This is a genomic window from Olsenella intestinalis, assembly GCF_023276655.1.
GTDB classification, from domain to species: domain Bacteria; phylum Actinomycetota; class Coriobacteriia; order Coriobacteriales; family Atopobiaceae; genus Olsenella_J; species Olsenella_J intestinalis.
The window spans coordinates 1330314-1347852 of the sequence record NZ_JALGRK010000001.1 but is presented as its reverse complement, the minus strand read 5'-3'; the positions used below and the strand labels follow the sequence as shown (position 1 = coordinate 1347852).

The following is a 17539-nucleotide window of genomic DNA, read 5'->3' as shown; positions in this document are numbered from 1 at the left end:
CCGGGACGTCATCCGTCCCGGGCCTGCCGTCCGCAACCATGATGAGGTTCACTAGTACTTTCCGCTCAGCTCCTGCTTGCACCTCGCAAGACCCGCCTCCGCCCTGCGCAGGGCGCCGCGATACCACGAGTCCCCTTCGCGAACCGCGACGGACAGCCAGGTGACGGAGCGCTCGTACCAGTCACGGGCCACGTCGAACCCCTGCCTGCAGCCCTCGCCCATCTCGTGGGCCTGCCCCAGGCGAAGCGCGACGCTCCCCAGGACCGAGGCCCTCTCCTCGTCGGCACTCTCCCAGGCGCGCGAGAACCAGAGGTACGCCTCATCGAAGTTCGCGTCGCATCCACGACCGTCCCGCAGGAGGTCTCCGTACTTGTAGCACGCCTCGGGAATGCCCGCCCTGGCCGCGGCTCCAAAATGCGCGAGCGCATGGCCTTCCGGATCGAAGGGCCGCTCGCCGCCCCAGTAGCTTCCCTCGCAGCGATCGTAGCTGTACACGTAGCCAAGGCACAGGTCGCCAAAGGGATTGCCGAGGTTGGAGGCGTGCAGGTAGAGCAGCTCCGCGGCCTGGAAGCACATGATCCGCTTCTCGTGCTCGCCCTCGCCCATGCAGGCCATGCCCTCGTCGTAGTAGCCGCCGCCATAGTAGAGCGCGTCGCCTCCGTCCGGGTCAGTGTCGGGCGTGTAGTGCCCCACGCACATGCGACCCGTGCGCTCGGCGGTCGGCTCACAGCGCTGCTCCGTCACCCAGACGTCGGGATACGGCCAGGTCCTCCCGCCCCACTCGAACTCGTTGTTCGTTGCGAAGACGGGCGCGTTCCTCGCCCAGTCGGCGCCATTTTCCGTCCACTCAGTCATCCAGAAACACCTCTATGCCTATCATCGTCCACTCGTCCCTGCGATCGACGCACGTCACCTCGGCGTAAACGCTCTTGCCCCCGTCCATCAGCCGCGCAATGACCTCGTTGCGGTCGGCAGGGAGCCAACCGAGCCGACGCCCCTCGCCGTCCATCACGCGGATCGCCCACGAGTCGTAGCGGTTCGCCACGTCGCGCTCGAGACGGAGGCGCATGCCCCTGGAAAGGCGCGAGGCGATGGCCTCGATCCCCTTGACGTGGCTCGTCCCGGCCACGTGGATCTGCTCGAGCAACAGTATGGGCTCCGAGAAGGGCTTCGGCACGCTGATGCCGCGCGAGGAGTCATCGTGCATGGCGCGCAGGAGCTCGCCCGCCCCCATGCCTCCCGGAGCCGCGAGCGGCCCGGCCGAGGGCGAGGGCGCCGGGGTCGCCTCCTGCACGTCCGCAGCGAAGTCGACGCTACCGCCCATTGCGCCCACCCCTCAGCTCGAGCTCCTTGGCCCGGCACTCGCGCACCACCTGCTCCCAGCGGTCGGCGGCATCGCGCAGCCTCGCGGCCCTCTCCTCCACCCACTCGCGGTCGCCGAGAAGAGCGAGCCTCCTCAGGTCCTCGCACTGCTCGAGCTCCGCGAGGCGACTTCGGGCCGCGGCCTCCTCGGCCGTCGCCGCCTCGAGCCTGCGCTCGAGCTCGCCGGCGTCCGTGACGTCGTCCAGGCCGTCGTCCTCCCCAAAGGAGCTCGTGGCCGCCTCGAGCGACCTGAGCATCGGGAGGTTGCCGTTCTCGTAGGCGAGCTTCGCAGCCAGGAAGAGTCCGTCGACGTCCTCTCCCTCGACGCGGCAGACGTCGGGGTGCAGGCGCGTCATGAGCACACGATAGACGCGCTTGACCTCCTTCGACTCCGCAGGCGACAGCGTCTTGCTCGAAGCGAGCCGCGCCATCGCGCTCGCGTACGCCTTGCGCGCCTGCTCGACCTCCTCGGCCCACGCGACGTGCTCCTCATCGATCTGCGCCTCGATCGCGGCGACGTCGATCCGCTCGCCGCGGTTCGCCCGCGCACGCATCAGCGTGAGCCGCCTCCTGGCGCGCCTGCCGGCAAGCTCCGCCTCGAGAAGGGCCTGCTCCCAGCAGCCGATCTTGAGCTGCCACTCCACCTTCGCCTGGGGGATCTGCTGCAGCTCGATGTCGTCGATGCGCACGACCACGTCGAGTATCGACGCACGTACCTCGCGCACCCTCTCTCGCAGCGAATCAAGCCGGGGACCCATGCCCTTCTCGTCGTCGTCCATTTCACCCTCCGCAAGAAGCGATTTCGACTGACGCATTCACCCATGCGGGCAGACGCTTGCCCCGCCCTGTGGGGTCGCGCTCATTGTCCGACCGCGGCCGGACAGATATTCCGCCTCGCGGCTGCAACGCGACGTCCCGCGCGCAGGGGCGACGCCCTAGGGCGTCGCCTCCCCATCGCGCGCAGGCGACGCCTCGCGGTCGAAGATGCCAAGCAGGGCGCTCTCGAAGTCGTCGTAGCCCGCGGGCCATGCGTTGCTGCCGCAGCTGTCGAGCGCTCGCCCGTCGTCGAGCACGATGGCGAGCTCCCACGACGTGCCGTCGAGCACGTCGCACTCCGGCTCGTAGCGCCGCCTCCAGGTCGAGACGCCGCCCTCACCCAGGGCCCTGTCGATCGCCGCCACAACGGCACCGTCGACCGGCCGTATGAGGGACTGGGAGGCCCGTGCCCTCATGAGGCGGACCCATCCGTCCGAGAGCTCGAGGTTCATGGCACCGTCGCCACAGAACTGGTAGACGGCCATTCTGAGTCGCTCGATATGGGATGCGTCAAGCGGGGCGCCCTGCTCGACGCGGTCGCGCAGGACGAACGAGCCGAACCCGACCCCGTCCACGTACAGGCCCCGCTCGTCCGCCATGTCCCAGAGGTCCGTCTCCAGCTCGTCGATGTCGAGCTCGTCCTCAAGGTACTCTCGGCCCGAGATCTGATAGCCGCAGACCTCGCTGTAGGTGATCGAGGGACATGACTCCGCAAGGCTCTCGACGCTCGTCCTGGTGCCAGGCGGAAGGCCCTCCAGCTGCTCCCACAGGAGCCTACGTGCAAGCCTCCTCGTGTCGTCCCGCATGACGTGCTCCCTTCTGCCATCCGGGCACGCCTCCATCCACCACCCACGAGACCGTCTCGCGCATGCCCGGGACCTTAGCTGAACCATCGCACGGCCACCGGACAATAATTCGAGGGGGCAAAAAGGACGGGCCCTCCTCGCCGAGAAGAGCCCGCCCCATGGCAGATCGCGGTGCGCCTGAGCACTACTCCACGTGCTTGCACCTCGCGACAACGTCGCCAAGCGTGAGGTAGGTGTAGTTAGGCATCTCGATGAGCACCGGCCTGTGCAGCGTGCCGAAGCCGACCTTGCCCTTCTCGTTCAGGATCGACTCCTCGGCGTAGGTGTTCGCCACGGACGCGACGAAGTTCTCGAACGCGCCGCACTCCCAGACGTCCTCGACCGAACACTCCATGCTCAGGCGCGCCTCATCGATGATCGGCGCGCCGACCTCGCCCGCGGTCCAGGCGAACACGTCGGCCTTGCTCTCGCTGGCGCCGCTCACGCACCAACTCCCCTACCCCTCGACGCGCGAGAACCCACCGAGGCAGGACACGTCCTTTACCTGGGCGAGTCGGTCAAGCTCGGTCGAGGTGAACCCGCCGTCACGCTCGAGCTCGATCTGGTAGCGATAGACGCCGAGCGACGACTTCTCGGGGCGATCATGCACGCAGACGACGCGCGCGCCACCCGCGCATGCGTCGTCGAGCACGCGGGGCAGCTCGCTGGCAGGACACGTCGCCGCAAGCAGCGCGCAGCCGTAGCCCTCGCGAGTGTTAGCCGTGCGCGAAACCACGTAGAAGCGGGTCTTGTTCGCATCGGAAAGCGAGACGTTGGCCTGCAGGACCTCGAGCCCGTAGAGGCTCGCGGCGCCCGGCGCCGCGATGGCGACCGACGTGGAGTCGCCGGCGCTCGCGACCTCCTGGGCCGCGGCCGCGGTGCTCTTGGCCTCGACGCGCTCGGCCGAGGGCAGATTCCCATCGAGCCATGCCGCGCTCTGCTGAAGCCCCTGCTTGTGCGAGACAACGCGCGTGACCTTGGAAAGGTCCGTGCCGGGCAGCCCCATGAGGGTCTGGCGGATGGGCAGGACGACCTCGCCCGCGACGGAGACGTCCTTCTGGGCGAGAAGGGCATCCACGTAATCGGTGACCGGGCCTCCCAGGGTGTTCTCCTGGGGGATGACGGCGTAGGAGGCGGTGCCGGCAGCGACGGCCTCGAGCGCCTTGGGGACGCTCTCCTGGGGCGCGAGCTGGTCGTTCGTGCCGAAGAAGAGCTTGGTGGCCTCCTCAGTGTAGGTGCCCTCGGGGCCGAGGTAGGCCACCGTAGTGGAGTCGGGGACCTCGGCGGTTGGCGAGGTGGGGTCAGTCTGCTGAGATTGCTGGGGGTGCGAGCCCTGGGCGCTGGATGCGGGTGTTGTCTGCGGCGAGGCACAGCCAGCGATGGTCGCGGAAAGGACGAGAGCAAGAAGAGACGCGCTGAAATGGCCGGCTCGCATGGGGACCTCCTGAGAATCGGTCGTACTCGATGCGCTACGCGCACAGCATCGCATGCAGTTGCGCAGGCCTCATCGTAACAGCATGGACCACGAGTCACCACCACCGCAAGAGCATGCGCAGAAAGGGCGAGGCCACGAAGCGTCGGCAAAAAACGCGAGAGCCGGGGCCCACGAAACGCGGGATGTCCGGCTCTCACTTCCATACCCCCTCGGGGGCGGCTGTTAATGACAGGATACATCCTCAATGCGGCGATGCGTCAAAACCAGTGCTGGACACCCGTTAGACGGTGGCGCACGCGTTCACACAGGGCAGGGCGCACCACGGGCGAGTCGCTGCCCATGGTGCGCCCTGGCATGGACGGGGTCAGGAGGAGAGGAGGCCTGGCCCCTGGTCGATGCCGTGGTGGGGGTTGCCGTGCACTTCCCTACTCGTCCTTGGCGTAGAGCGCCGTGGAGAGGTAGCGCTCGCCGGTGTCGGGCAGGATGGCCACGATGGTCTTGCCGGCGTTCTCGTCGCGGGCGGCCAGCTCGAGAGCGGCGGCGAGAGCGGCGCCGCTCGAGATGCCGGTGTTGACGCCCTCGGTCGCGGCGAGCTCGCGCGAGGTGGCGATGGCACCCTCGGTCGAGACGGAGAGCACGTCGTCGATGGCCGAGGCGTCGTAGTTCTTCGCGACGAAGCCGGGGATGATGCCCTGGATGCCGTGCTTGCCGGGCGCGCCGCCGTTCAGGATCGGCGACTCGGAGGGCTGGACGGCGACGGCGGCAAGGCCGTCCTTGCGCGCCTTGAGAGCGCGGGAGATGCCCGAGATGGTGCCGCCCGTGCCCACGCCGCCCACGACGACGTCGACGGCGCCGGCGGTGTCGCGCCAGATCTCCTCGGCGGTGGTCGCCTCGTGGATGGCGGGGTTGGCGGCGTTCTCGAACTGCTGCGGGATGATGGAGTTGGGCGTCTGGGCGTGGATCTCCTCGGCCTTGGCGATGGACCCCTTGATGCCGTCGGCGGCAGGCGTCAGCACGAGCTCGGCACCGTACTGGCGGATAAGAGCGCGCCTCTCGACGGACATGGACTCGGGAAGCACGATGACCACGCGGTAGCCGAGCGCGGCGCCGAAGGCGGCAAGCGCGATGCCGGTGTTGCCGCTCGTGGGCTCGATGATCGTGCCGCCGGGCTTGAGCTGGCCGGAGCGCTCGGCCGCGGCGATCAGCGAGTAGCCGATCCTGTCCTTCACGGAGCCCGCGGGGTTGAGGTACTCGAGCTTCACGAGGACGCGGGCCTTGAGGTCGTGGGTCTTCGAGAGACGGCCGACCTCGAGCAGCGGCGTGTTGCCGATGAGCTCGACGACGCTCTTTGCGACGTTTTCGGACAGGACCTTGGGCTGGTAGGACATGGTGTGCTCCTTCTGCATAGGGGTTGTCATTCGGCCGGCCGAGGCCGGTCGCCAAAATGGCTGAGTTGTTGGTGGCGCGGCCGGTCCGCGCGAAGTCCCCTCGCGCTAGGCGAGCGCACGCACGGCGGCAAAGCCGCGCTCGAGGTCGGCGATGATGTCGTCGATGTGCTCGCAGCCGATGGAGAGGCGGATGGTGTTGGGGTGGATGCCCACGGAGGCGAGCTCATCGGCGGAGAGCTGGCTGTGGGTGGTGGTGGCCGGGTGGATGGCGAGGCTCTTGACGTCAGCCACGTTGGCGAGCAGGCTGAAGATCTCGAGCGCGTCGATGAACGCCCAGGCCTCGCGCTGTCCGCCCTTGATGTCGAAGGTGAAGATGGAGCCGCCTCCGCGTGGGAAGAGTCGACAGTAGAGGTCGTGGTCCGCGTGCGCCGCGAGGCTCGGGTGGCTCACGCTCTCGACGAGCGGGTGCGCCGCGAGGTACTCGACCACACGAGCGGTGTTCTCCGCGTGGCGGTCGAGCCTGAGCGAGAGCGTCTCGATGCCCTGGAGCAGCAGGAACGCGTTGAAGGGCGAGATGGCCGCACCGGTGTCGCGCAAAAGGATAGCGCGGATGTAGGTGACGAATGCCGCAGGTCCCGCCGCCTCCGAGAAGGACACGCCGTGGTAGCTGGGATTGGGCGCGGCGATGGGCGCGAACTTGCCGCTCGCGGCCCAGTCGAAGGTGCCCGCGTCGACGATCACGCCGCCGAGCGTGGTGCCGTGGCCGCCGAAGAACTTGGTGGCGGAGTGGACCACGACGTCTGCACCATGCTCGATCGGGCGCACCCAGTAGGCGGCCCCGAAGGTGTTGTCGATCACGAGCGGGATGTCATGCGCGTGCGCGATCTGGGCGAGCGCGTCGATGTCGGGAATGTCGGAGCCGGGGTTTCCGAGCGTCTCCAGGAAGAGCGCCTTGGTGTTGGGGCGGATGGCGGCCTCCACCTCCGCAAGGTCGTGGGCGTCGACGAAGCTCGTCTCGACGCCGAACTGCGAGAGCGTGTGCGCAAGCAGGTTGAACGTGCCGCCGTAGATGGTCTTCTGCGCGACGACGTGGTCGCCTGCCTGGGCGAGCGCCTGCAGCGCGTAGGAGATCGCGGCGGCGCCGCTTGCCGTGGCCAGCGCCGCGACGCCACCCTCGAGCGCGGCGACGCGCCTCTCGAGCACGTCCTGCGTGGAGTTGGTGAGGCGACCGTAGATGTTGCCGGCATCGGCGAGTCCGAAGCGGTCGGCCGCGTGCTGGGAGTCGTGGAAGACGTAGGAGGTCGTCTGGTAGATGGGCACCGCGCGGGAGTCGGTGGCGGGGTCGGCGCTCTCCTGGCCGACGTGGAGCTGCAGGGTCTCGAACTTGTAGTCACTCATGGCTGTGTCCCTTCTCGCATGCGTTGGTCTGGGTGCGCCTCCCGACCCTCCTGGGTCAGGTGTGTTTTTCGCTCCCGGGCATGCGGCGCAGGGCTGAGCCGTGTGTCCTACTCGCGAGGGCGTGCAGGCGCTGGGGGACGGCTCCCCGAACATGCGCGGGAGGCGGGCATTCGCTGACACATGCGACACATCTGGCAGTCCATGTCCGGCCCCCTCTCTGCGGCTCGCGGTTTCGTTGGGTGAGAATATATACCTACCAATGTGGTAGGTGAATACGCGTAACAGAGTGATAACATACCAATGTGGTAGGTGATTGAGGAAGAGGAGAAGAGCGTGATCTCGACCAAGGGACGCTATGCGCTGCGCATGCTCGCCGACATCGCGGGACAGGGCGAGAGGCCTCAACCGCTGCGCGACGTGGCGGAGCGCCAGGACATATCCGAGAAGTACCTGCAACGGGTCGCCAAGCTGCTCGTGGACGCGCGCATCCTCGTCGGTTCGAGCGGCAAGGGTGGCGGCTACCGCCTCGCCCGGGAAGCCGAGGCGATCAGCGTCCTGGAGGTGCTCGAGGCAACCGAGGGGACGGTTGCGCCGGTGGCATGCCTGGCCGAGGGCGCCGAGCCCTGCCCGCGCGCCGCGGAGTGCTCCACCCTCCCCCTCTGGAAGGAGTACTACGACCTCACGCGCGACCTCTTCGGGAGCGTGACCGTCGCCGCGCTCGACGACGACGCATGCGAGATGATTGGACGCCGGGTCAAGTAGCGACCCAGTCCTCCTCAGGCGCGAGGCTTTCTTCCGTCAGCACCAGAGGCGCCCGTAGGCTACCTCCAGCCGATGCGGCCGTCGAAGAAGCCGGCTGTGCAGTAGTGCTCGTAGTAGGCGCGCAGGTCGTTGCCGAACGCGCTCCTCAGGTCGGCATAGCGGGCGCGATACGCGTTCACGTCGAAGTTGCGGCACGACACGCGACCCTCCCTCATCCCGTATTCGACAAAGTGCTGGATGGCGTCGTTGGGATTTCCCGCGTATGCGGCAGCGACGTCGGGGTTCTTCTCGAGGTAGTAGTCGAGGTCGAAGACGAAGCCGTAGTCGAAGTCGTTGTACGAGCGAGGCCTCTCGGCGGGATAGGTTGCCTGGTCATTATCGAAGGCAGCGTCAAGCCAGTCCGCACGCCAGCCCATCCACTTGCAGAGGTACTCGACGCAGACCTCCCAGCTCTCGAACGGGTTGGCCATGTTGCGGAAGAACGAGAGGCCATAGAGAACGTTGTTCATGCGCTGCGAGGCGGCGATCCTGTCGGCGTAATATGCGACCGAGCGGAGCTCCCCCTGCTCGGCGTCGATGCCGCCGAGCAGAACGTTCCTCACGAGCGGCGCAAGGACATCGCGATAGACGGCCTTCATCCTCTCGACCGTGGTCGCGTCGCTGTGCCAGGCGCGAACGCCGGGGACGGAGATGTCCGCATAACGGCCGAACCCCGAGATGCCGGCATCACACCTGAGGCCGAGGCACGCGTCGAAGTCCCAGAGCGGCGAGCAGAAGAAGGTCTTCGAGCCCTTGTCGAGGTAGAAGTAGGTGGAGGTGTAGAAGGCGTCGATGTTCTTGGTGAACTCGTGGATGGCGACGGCCTTCGAGAGGGTGTCGATATCGTAGGAATAGCCGGACGGCATGTTGAACTTGCCACCCTGCTTATTCTTGATGGCCTCCTGCATCTTCTCGCTGATGAAGCGCATGACGTTTAGGGAGCAGAACTCAGGGCTCTTGACGACGAAGACGCCATCATCGGTCTCGAACCAGCACTTCTCGCCGCGGTAGTAGGCGCCGTCCTGCTCGATGAGGAAGCCGCCGGTGAAGTCCTCAGGGTCGGCGACGCCCTCAACGTACTGGAAGGTCTTGCCGTAGGCATTGGTCGACTGCTTGACGGGAAGGCTGTCGAAGTCGACGCCGGGATTGGCCTTCTCGATGTCGGACTCGAGGTCGTGGATGTCAATGCGGCCGGACTTGATCTCGACCTTCTCGACGAGAAGGTAGCTGCCGCGATACTCGCCGTCGTAGAAGAGGTCGACGGGAACAGACTCGACGGCGCCGTCGATCCCGAGGGCGCGGGCCAGCTCGAGCCCGATGGTGTTGTGCAGAAGCGACGAGTCGTTCGCGTTGGCGAGCAGGATCCACTTCTTGTTCGCGTTGTCGTCGTTTCCGGACTGCAGCAGGTCGGCCTTCTTGTTGAGGCTGATCTGGTAGGGCTTCTTGTCGCCGATGCCCCACGTGGAGTTGCCACGCCCCTTGATGGAGGAGAGCTTCTTCGAGTTGCCGAGCTCGTCCTTGTCGTAGACGGCGTTGCCGTCCTTGTCGACGACGTTGACTGCCACGCTGGCCTTGGCCGAATGGTCGGGACTCGCCTCGACGTAGGCGCGGTCCTGCTTCGGGTCGTTGCTGTTGACGAAGACGGAGGAGATGTTGGCCGAGATCATGACGAACAGGTTGTGGATGTAGTCGAGCGCCGAGAGGCCCTGCTTGACGAAGAGCGCCAGCCCGCTCTCGTCGGTGCGCGTCGCGCCGAGCGACGTGAGGTCGAGAGGCGTGCTCTTCTCGGCGGAGACGAAGGCGGTCTTGTTGCCGGAGAGCGCGAGGTCGATGGGCCTGCCTGCGGCGTCGAAGGCGGAGAGGGTCACCTTGGTGAGGTCGGCGTAGGAGGGAAGGAAGAGGTAGAGGGCGTCGTGCGCGATCGAGGAACGCAGGGTCTGCGGGCTCGAGCCGTCGGCGGCGACGACGTTCGCGGTGAGCGAAGCGACGCCGTGGCTGAAGTCCTTGGTGGGGTCCTTCAGCACGTGGTCGGGGTCGACCGCGTAGAAGCCGATGGCCTCCCCGTTCCAGCCGGCGCGCACGACGCTCTCGTACTCAAAGCGCGAGATCGTGTAGTGATGCGTGCCGATCGAGACATAGGGGTTGTAGAGGCGCCACACGGGGAGCCTGCCGAAGGAAGCCGAGAGCCAGGCGACGCCCTCGTAGTTCCAGCCGACCTTGACGAGGCTGTCGCGCTCGTAGGCGCTCAGGGTGTAGTGGTGGTCACCCGCGAAGGGGTTGTAGAGGCGGTAGACGGAGTCGCCGCGCTTGGTGGGGACCTTCCACGCGAGGCCCTCGTCGTTCCAGCCGATGGCCGCGAGCACGTCGCGCTCGTAGGCGCTAGCGGTGTAGAAGTGCTCGCCCGAGTAGGGGTTATAGAGGCGGTAGAGGTCGACGACCTCGTCCTCCTCGTAGTAGGCATCGTCGGCCGTGGGGCTCACGGCGGGGGCGGCGGCTTTCGAGGCGTCGGCCTTCGCCGCAGCGGACTTCTGGGCGTCGTCGGCGGTCGTGGCGGCGGGCGTGGTGGGCGCGGGCTTGTCTGCCGTGGCGGCCGCGGCGGCCTCGACGGCGCCCGCGGCGTCGCTGGAGCCGTCGGTCACGGAGGCGTCCGGCGCGGCGTCGCCGGTCGTGGCGTCGCCGGTCGTGGCGTCGGAGTCAGGGAGCAGGCTCTTCTCCCCCGCCGGATCTGCGGGAGCGGAGACAGGCGCGTCCGAGGGGGCGTCCGGAAGCGTGGCTGGGAGCTGGTCGCTAGGCTGTTGCGAGGCCTCATCCGCGAGGGCGGAGGGGTCTGTGGGCTGCTCGAGCGAGGGTTCCGCCGGGGACGGGGCCGCGGTGCCGGAGGACTCGGCGGCGCGGGCCAGCGCGGGGGCCGCGGCCAGGACGATGGCGGACAGGGCCGACGCCACGAGGGCGCGAGACGCTCTACTCATACGGTGCTCCAAACCAGTCGGTCATGGTTGCATCTTTTGTATTGTAGCGCCCGCACTGGGCACATGCCGCTCACCGAAAAAGAAATGCGGCCATCGGAGACGCATATGGGTGCCGAGGGCGAGCGCGGCGATCCGTCAGCGAGCGATTCGCGGCGCGTCGGGCTAAAGCTTGTTGCGAAAGGCCGGGATGAGCCTGAGCAGGCGCGTGACGAGGATGGAGCCGACCACGCCCGAGACGACGATCACGAGCTGGAGGGCCGCAAGCGGCAGCTGGGCAAGGGCGGGGACCCTGAGAGCGACGTGGGCGAAGAGCGGGTGGAAGAGGTAGATGCCGAAGCTGTCGCGCGCGAGGAGCGCCGCGGCGGGGTGGTCGTCGAGCGGCACGTCGAGCCAGCGCCTGAGCGCGAGGAAGACGGCGAGCGCAAGCGGAAGGGCGAAGCCGTACTCCGGCAGGGCGAGCGGTCCGCCGAGGGTGGGGTCGGCGACGTAGATGGCCGCGAGCGCCGCGAGCGAGCAGGCCGCGGCGAGCACGATGCGACGGTCGAGCTCGAGGTAGGCCCAGGCGTAGTGGCCGCAGAGGAAGTAGACCACGGGCGAGCCGACCGTCAGGAAGGAGAGGATCTTCGTGTCGAAGACGGCGTTGATGGTGGGGGCGACGCACAGCACGAGGTAGAGCGTGACGCAGGCGACAAGCTCTTCTCGGCGGGAGGCGCGACGGACGAACGCGCTGAGAAACGGCGTCATGAGGTAGAGGCCGAGCAGCGCGTAGAGGTACCAGAGGTGGTCCCACGAGTCGCCGGAGAGCAGGTTGAGGAAGGACGTGCCCACGAGGCCCGCGACGTGCGCGGCGAGATCGGCGCCTGCGGCGGGCACGGCCGAGAGGAGCGTGGGGTCGTTTGACGCCGACTCCATGAGGCAGAAGACGAAGCCGACCGTGAGCAGGACGAACGAGATGCGCCAGAGGTAGCGGCCGACGCGCTCGAGCGTCATCTCGCGCGCGGGGTCGAGCAGGAGCGCGCCCGTGACCATGAAGAAGACGGGGACCGCCCAGCGCGCGAACGGGATCGCCGCGAGGTTCTCGGCGTAGAGGAGCGCCTGGTTGGCTGAGGCGATCTCGGGCACGTTGGTGGTCGAGACCACGGCGTGCAGGCAGACGATGGCGAGGGCGCCAAGCGCCCTCGCCCACTCGAACCAGTTGATCGTCTTGCGCGATGCGGCCATCGGGGGATGCGTCGCTACTTGGTGCCGTGCTCGGCGACGAACTTCTCGACCTCGTCCCAGGTGGGCATGGCGGCCTGCGCACCGACCTTGCCGACGCAGAGCGCGGCCGCGGCGGAGGCGTAGACCATGCTCTCCTGCAGGCTGCCGCCGAAGGAGAGGTGGGCGACGAGCTCGCCGAGGTAGGCGTCGCCGGCGCCGGTGGTGTCGACCGTGTCGACGCGGAAGGTCGGGACCTTGACGTACTCGCCGTCGACCATGGAGACCGAGCCGCGGCGGCCGAGCGTGATGACGGTCTGCTTGACGCCCTGGTCGGCGAAGTACGCGAGGGCCTTCTTGCGGTCGTCGTCGTTCACCGGGTTGGTGCCGGAGAGCAGCTCGCACTCGGTCTCGTTCACGCAGAGCAGGTCGAGGGCCTCGTAGACCTTCGTCGGGACGGAGCGCGCGGGGCTCGCGTTGAGGACCGTGAAGAGGCCGTTGCGCTTGGCGCAGAGGATCGACTCGATCGTGGCCTCGAAGTTGCCCTCGAGCTGCGTGAGGAAGTAGTTGCCCTTGCCGGCGAGGCCGTGGATGGCCGCGCGGATCTCGGGGTAGGTCATGGCGGCGTTGGCGCCCGGGTCGACGACGATGCGGTTGTCGCCCTCGGCGCGGATGACCACGGCGACGGCCGTGTGCTCGGTCTCGGAGACGCTCACGTTGGAGCAGGTCACGCCGTGGCGCGCGAGGGAGGCGACCAGGGCGCGGCCGCGGGTGTCATCGCCGACCTTGGCGACCATGAAGGTGTCGGCGCCCATGCGGGCGCAGGCGACGGCCTGGTTGCCGCCCTTGCCGCCCGGGGTCTCCAGGAAGTTGTCGCCGATGGCGGTCTCGCCGCGACGCGGAACGGTGCGGCACTGCACCGACATGTCCATGTTGAGGCTGCCCGACACGATTACCTTGTTCATAGCTACTGCTCCTCTACCTCGCCCGCCATGAGGCGGTCGTACATCGACTTGTTTGCCGTAAGCTCCGCCGCGTCGTCGAGCGGCTCGAGCTCCCCATTACCATACCTGCGCTCCAGCGCGCGCGAAAGCAGATAGTCCGCAACGCCCGGGTTCTTGGGCAGGAGCGGGCCGTGGACGTAGGTGCCCAGAACGTTCTTGTAGAGGCACCCCTCCTGCCCCGTGACGCCGTCGTTGCCGTGGCCGTAGGTGACGCTCCCCAGGGGCTCGACGCCCTCCCCCAGGTGCGTGCGGCCCCCGTGATTCTCGTAGCCCACGATCGGGTGGTCGCAGATGGGGCTCTCGACCACGACGTTGCCGATCAGGCGCGGCTCGCCGCGGTCCGTGTAGAGGTCCACGAGCGAGAGGCCCTCGATCTTCTCGTCACCCATGAGATAGGAGTGGCCCAAGAGCTGGTAGCCGCCGCAGACCGCGGCAAGCACTCCCCCGTCCTCCACGAAGGAGGAGAGCTCCGCCTGCTCGGCAAGCAGGCTCTCGCAGACGATGCGCTGCTCGCGGTCGGAGCCGCCGCCGATGAAGACGATGTCGGCGTCGGCGAAGCTCGGGCGCTCGCCGACGTGGACCTCGGCGACGTCGGCCACGAGGCCGCGCCACGCGAGGCGGCGGCGCAGCACGAGGATGTTGCCCGAGTCGCCGTAGAGGTTGAGCAGCTCCGGAAAGAGGTGGACGATGCGAAGGGATTTAGTCATGGCGCTCACCCAGCCTCTCGAGCGTGGCCTTGGCAGGCCAGAGCGCGGAGTAGTTGGTGAGCACGTAGAGCGGCATGTCGGCCGGCAGCGACGCGACGCGCGCGAGGGCGCCCTCGACGGCCGGCGTGACGGCGGAGTCGATGCCGGCGTACTTGAGGCGCACGCGGACGTCCGCGGCACGCGTGCCGCCGGCGAGCGCGACGAGGCCCTTCTCGGCGGCGAGGCGCTCGAAGTCGACGTCCCAGATCCAGGAGATGTCGCGGCCGTCGTTGAAGTTGTCGTTGATCGAGAAGAGCACGGCCTTGGGTCGCTCGTCTGCCTGGAGCAGCGAGATGTTCTGGTTGAAGCCCGTGGGGTTCTTCGCGAGGTTGAGCGTGACCTCGCGGCCATTGACGACGAAGCGCTGCAGGCGGCCGTTCTCGGGGCGGTAGGTGTCGAGCGTGTGCTGGAAGTCATTGGCGGAGACGCCGGCGAGGCGCGCCGCGACGAAGGCCGCGAGCAGGTTGTAGACCATGTAGACGCCGCCGAAGCCGGCCGTGAGGCGCGCGGGGTCGCCCACGAGGGGGCCCGCGGCGTCGAAGGAGACGCCGGAGCGCGAGACGGAGACGCCCGTGGCCGCCGCGTCGAGGGCGGGGCGGGCGAAGTCGCAGTTGGGGCACGAGAAGGCGCCCATCTGCGCGTAGGCGCGCCAGTCGTAGGAGAGCTCGGCTCCGCAGGCCTGGCAGAAGCGCGCCTCGGGCACGCGGTCGGCCGGCAGGTGGAGGTCCTCGTCGATCCCGAAGTAGAGGACGCGGGTGCCAGCGGCCGCCGCGCGGCGCGCGACGCCGACGCAGAGCGGGTCGTCGCCGCAGGCCACGAGCGTGGTCTCGGGCGAGGATGCGAGGGCCGAGACGAGGCTGTCCTGCACGTGCTCGATCTCGCCCGCGCGGTCGAGCTGGTCGCGGAAGAGGTTGAGCAGCACGAGGTAGGTGGGGCGAAGCCCCGGCAGGATGTGGACGCAGGAGAGCTCGTCGGCCTCGATGACGGCCCAGTCGGCCGAGGGGCCGGAGAGCAGCGCGCTCGCCACGCCGGCGGCCATGTTGGCGCCGTCGCGGTTGCAGAGCACGGACTTGCCGGCGGCCTCGAGCGCGGAGGCGACGACATTGTTGGTGGTGGTCTTACCGTTGGTGCCGCAGACCACGACGGATCCCTCGCGCACCTTGGGCGCGAGGTCGGCGATCAGGTTGGGGTCGATCGCGAGGGCGACGCGGCCGGGCAGCTGCGAGGCGCTGCGGCCCAGCACGTCATGCAGGCCCCACCTGACGATGCGGCCTGCCCCGGAGGCGACGGCGGAGGGAAGGCTCACGCTTACTCCTCGTCGTCGGCGGGTGCCAGGGCGGGCGTGTCGCGGACGGCCTCGCCGCGGCGGTCGGCGAGCTCCTCGGCCGTGAGGACGTCCTCGATGCGCAGGTTGACGCCAGCGACGGAGAGGCCGGTCATGCCGGTGACCTCGCTCACGACGGCACGCTTGACGTCCTCGAAGACCTGGGGCGCGTAGGCGCCGTACTCGATGAGGACCGAGATGTTGACGCGGACGGCCGCGTCGGGCGTGACCTCGACGGTGACGCCCTTGCGCGGGTCGGAGGCGCCGATGACGTCCTGGACGCGGTTGAGCCAGCCGCCCTTCATCCCGATGACGCCCGGGACGTCGCGCATGGCGACGGCCACGATCTTCTCGATGACGCCGTTGGAGAAGGTGAGGGAGTCCTCGGAGTCGAGGTCCTCGTCCTCGTCGAGCTCGGCGTCGTCGGGAGCGGCGAGCGCGGAGGTCGCGGTGATGTCGCCGTCGGCGGCGAGGTCGGCATCGACGTCGGTGGCGGCGTCGTCGGCCGTGGGCTCGGCCTGGGCCGCGGTCTCGACCTCGGCGGCTGCCACGGCGGCGCTCTTCTCTGCTGCCTGGGCGGCCTGGGTCGCCTTGGTCTGGCTGGACTTGTTCTTCTTGCTGCTCATTTCTTACCCCCTTGGGCGGGATGGTGCTTGGCGCGGGTGCGCCATCGGACGTACGTCACAGCCATTGTGACGCGCTCGTGCGGGTGCGCCGGCGTTAGTTGGCCTCGCCAAAGAACCTGCGCACAAACCTCACGACGGTTGGGTTGCCGTCGACGTACTGGCCGATGGCGACGCCGATCGTCACGCAGAGCGTGAGGAAGAGGGTCTGCCAGAAGCCGATGACGAAGACGAGGATTGCGATGACGAGGCCACAGACGCCGCCAAAGACGGCGTACTCGTGGCCGGGGAAGTTGTCGGAGAGCCAGTTGGTGGTGGCGCTGGCGACGTTCTTGAACGGGTTGCCGCCGGACGCGGCGCCGTCGGCGTCGGACGTGGGGTCGGCCTCGACCGTGGCCTCGACCTTGGCGGCCTTGGGCTTGGGCTTGGACTTTTGCTTGGCCTTGGTCTTGGGTGCTGCCGAGGACGTGCTCTTCTCGTCCGCCTCGGTCTCCTCCACGTTGAGCTTGGGCATCTTGTCTGCCATGGCTACTCCTCCCCCATGGTCTCAGTGTCGTCCTCGCGCTCGGCCGCGCTGCGGCCCATGGGGACGGTGATCTCGGAGGTGTCCGACGGCGCGGGCGCTGCCGTGCGGGCGGGCGCGTCCTGGGTGGCGTCCGCGTCGGCGTCGGCGGCATCCTGCTCGTTGAACGCGGCGGCCTCCGCGGCGGGCGCGTACTCTGCGGCGTTCACGAACTCGAGGTCGATCTTGTCGACGTTGTCGCCCACGATGACGGCGAGCCCCTCCTCGAGGCGCTCGTGCAGCTCGGAGGCGGCAAGCAGGACGTCGACCGTGGACGCGGGCTGAACACGGGCGTGCACGCGGACGTGGCCGTGGGCTGCGGCGCGCACGCTCACGCGGCGAGCGCGGAAGAGGCCGTCCTCCTCGATGACGTGCGTGGCCTGCGAGGCGATGGCGTCGATCGAGACGGTCACCTGGTCGCCGGCCTCGCGCGCGACGACGACCGTCTTGCGGTTGCGCACGAAGAGGGCGCGCAGCAGGCAGACGACGAGGCCGAGCACCGTGATGCACAGCGCGACCTGGAGGGCCGTGAGGTACCACTGCACGCCGAGCATCCTGGTGGCGTCGGCGGTCACCGGGCCGTACCACGGGGCGACGAGCGCCGCGAGGGCGGCGAGGCCCGCGAGGGCGAACACGAAGAGGCTGAGCCGCTTGAAGAAGCCCATGTGCATCCTCCTAACGGATGGGCGTCGCACGGTCGACCCGCGCGATTTTCATACGTCTAACAGGATAGCGCAGTGGGTGGGCGCAATGCGAAGCGAGGCGCAAATTGGTGGGTTGTGCGACGGCGGGGCTGAGACGGCCGCCTGGAGCGAGGGACCCGAGGCGCGCGAGGCCGCCGATTACTCGGATTACGGATTTGTCACGCCCTATTACTCGAATTACGGAAAAGTCACCTGTAATTACCGAGATTACGGATTTGACACCGCGCGAAATTGGGGCCGTTTGCAAAAGCCAAGGTAGAAAGGGCGGAGTCCGAGCGAAGGCCGCCGCACCGTGCGTCGATTCTGAAATCTCGCTAATCGACGGTGTCGAATCCGTAATCTGGGTAATTAAATGCGTCGAATCC

The 17539-nt window shown here is 68.1% G+C and carries 17 protein-coding genes; 1 reads left to right on the top strand and 16 read right to left on the bottom strand.

Going from position 1 to position 17539, the window contains the following annotated elements; translation table 11 throughout:
- Positions 1-51: 51 nt before the first annotated feature.
- From M5D76_RS05040 to M5D76_RS05005, 8 genes are all read right to left on the bottom strand, one after another.
- Entirely contained in the window at positions 52-855 is an 804-nt protein-coding gene (locus M5D76_RS05040; protein ID WP_248922288.1) for a tetratricopeptide repeat protein, read from the bottom strand.
- Positions 848-1324: an HIRAN domain-containing protein gene (locus M5D76_RS05035; RefSeq protein WP_248922287.1), complete on the bottom strand. Its 477-nt coding sequence runs from the start codon at positions 1322-1324 to the stop codon at positions 848-850. The genes M5D76_RS05040 and M5D76_RS05035 overlap by 8 nt, the downstream gene beginning before the upstream one ends.
- On the bottom strand, positions 1314-2141 hold the full coding sequence (locus M5D76_RS05030) for a hypothetical protein (protein ID WP_248922286.1): 828 nt from the start codon (positions 2139-2141) through the stop codon (positions 1314-1316). Before M5D76_RS05030 ends, M5D76_RS05035 begins: the two co-directional genes overlap by 11 nt.
- 156 nt (positions 2142-2297) lie before the next feature.
- The gene (locus M5D76_RS05025; protein ID WP_248922285.1) at positions 2298-2984 is read right to left on the bottom strand and encodes a hypothetical protein; all 687 of its coding nucleotides are present in this window, start codon (positions 2982-2984) and stop codon (positions 2298-2300) included.
- Positions 2985-3168: 184 nt separating this feature from the next.
- Positions 3169-3468: a flavin reductase gene (locus tag M5D76_RS05020; RefSeq protein ID WP_248922284.1), complete on the bottom strand. Its 300-nt coding sequence runs from the start codon at positions 3466-3468 to the stop codon at positions 3169-3171.
- A gap of 12 nt (positions 3469-3480) precedes the next feature.
- Positions 3481-4458 carry a prephenate dehydratase gene (locus M5D76_RS05015; protein WP_248922283.1) on the bottom strand — a complete coding sequence of 326 codons (978 nt, stop codon included), beginning with the start codon at positions 4456-4458 and terminating at the stop codon, positions 3481-3483.
- A gap of 425 nt (positions 4459-4883) precedes the next feature.
- Positions 4884-5846 carry a cysteine synthase A gene (gene cysK, locus M5D76_RS05010; protein WP_248922282.1) on the bottom strand — a complete coding sequence of 321 codons (963 nt, stop codon included), beginning with the start codon at positions 5844-5846 and terminating at the stop codon, positions 4884-4886.
- Positions 5847-5951: 105 nt separating this feature from the next.
- Complete coding sequence (locus M5D76_RS05005) at positions 5952-7244, bottom strand: O-acetylhomoserine aminocarboxypropyltransferase/cysteine synthase family protein (protein WP_248922281.1); 1293 nt, start codon at positions 7242-7244, stop codon at positions 5952-5954.
- A gap of 333 nt (positions 7245-7577) precedes the next feature.
- Here M5D76_RS05005 and M5D76_RS05000 point away from each other — a divergent pair, with 333 nt between their 5' ends.
- Positions 7578-8006: an RrF2 family transcriptional regulator gene (locus M5D76_RS05000; protein WP_248922280.1), complete on the top strand. Its 429-nt coding sequence runs from the start codon at positions 7578-7580 to the stop codon at positions 8004-8006.
- A 59-nt stretch (positions 8007-8065) separates the two neighbouring features.
- Here the strand turns inward: M5D76_RS05000 and M5D76_RS04995 are convergent, their stop codons facing one another.
- The 8 genes from M5D76_RS04995 to amaP all read right to left on the bottom strand — a co-directional run bounded on the left by M5D76_RS04995 (position 8066) and on the right by amaP (position 17135).
- Complete coding sequence (locus tag M5D76_RS04995) at positions 8066-11014, bottom strand: CotH kinase family protein (RefSeq protein WP_248922279.1); 2949 nt, start codon at positions 11012-11014, stop codon at positions 8066-8068.
- Positions 11015-11176: 162 nt separating this feature from the next.
- Positions 11177-12235 carry an acyltransferase gene (locus M5D76_RS04990; protein ID WP_248922278.1) on the bottom strand — a complete coding sequence of 353 codons (1059 nt, stop codon included), beginning with the start codon at positions 12233-12235 and terminating at the stop codon, positions 11177-11179.
- Between the two features lie 14 nt (positions 12236-12249).
- On the bottom strand, positions 12250-13176 hold the full coding sequence (locus M5D76_RS04985; protein WP_248922277.1) for a ribokinase: 927 nt from the start codon (positions 13174-13176) through the stop codon (positions 12250-12252).
- Positions 13177-13178: 2 nt separating this feature from the next.
- Complete coding sequence (locus M5D76_RS04980; RefSeq protein WP_248922276.1) at positions 13179-13922, bottom strand: type 1 glutamine amidotransferase; 744 nt, start codon at positions 13920-13922, stop codon at positions 13179-13181.
- Positions 13915-15267, bottom strand: coding sequence for a MurT ligase domain-containing protein (locus M5D76_RS04975; RefSeq protein WP_248922275.1), 1353 nt, complete (start codon positions 15265-15267; stop codon positions 13915-13917). The genes M5D76_RS04980 and M5D76_RS04975 overlap by 8 nt, the downstream gene beginning before the upstream one ends.
- 2 nt (positions 15268-15269) lie before the next feature.
- Positions 15270-15911: an Asp23/Gls24 family envelope stress response protein gene (locus tag M5D76_RS04970; protein ID WP_283102020.1), complete on the bottom strand. Its 642-nt coding sequence runs from the start codon at positions 15909-15911 to the stop codon at positions 15270-15272.
- A gap of 94 nt (positions 15912-16005) precedes the next feature.
- Positions 16006-16434 (bottom strand): DUF2273 domain-containing protein, encoded by a 429-nt coding sequence (locus tag M5D76_RS04965; protein ID WP_248922274.1) that lies wholly within the window; start codon positions 16432-16434, stop codon positions 16006-16008.
- Positions 16435-16436: 2 nt separating this feature from the next.
- Positions 16437-17135, bottom strand: a complete 699-nt coding sequence (gene amaP, locus M5D76_RS04960) for an alkaline shock response membrane anchor protein AmaP (protein WP_248922273.1) — start codon at positions 17133-17135, stop codon at positions 16437-16439.
- Between the last annotated feature and the right edge of the window lie 404 nt (positions 17136-17539).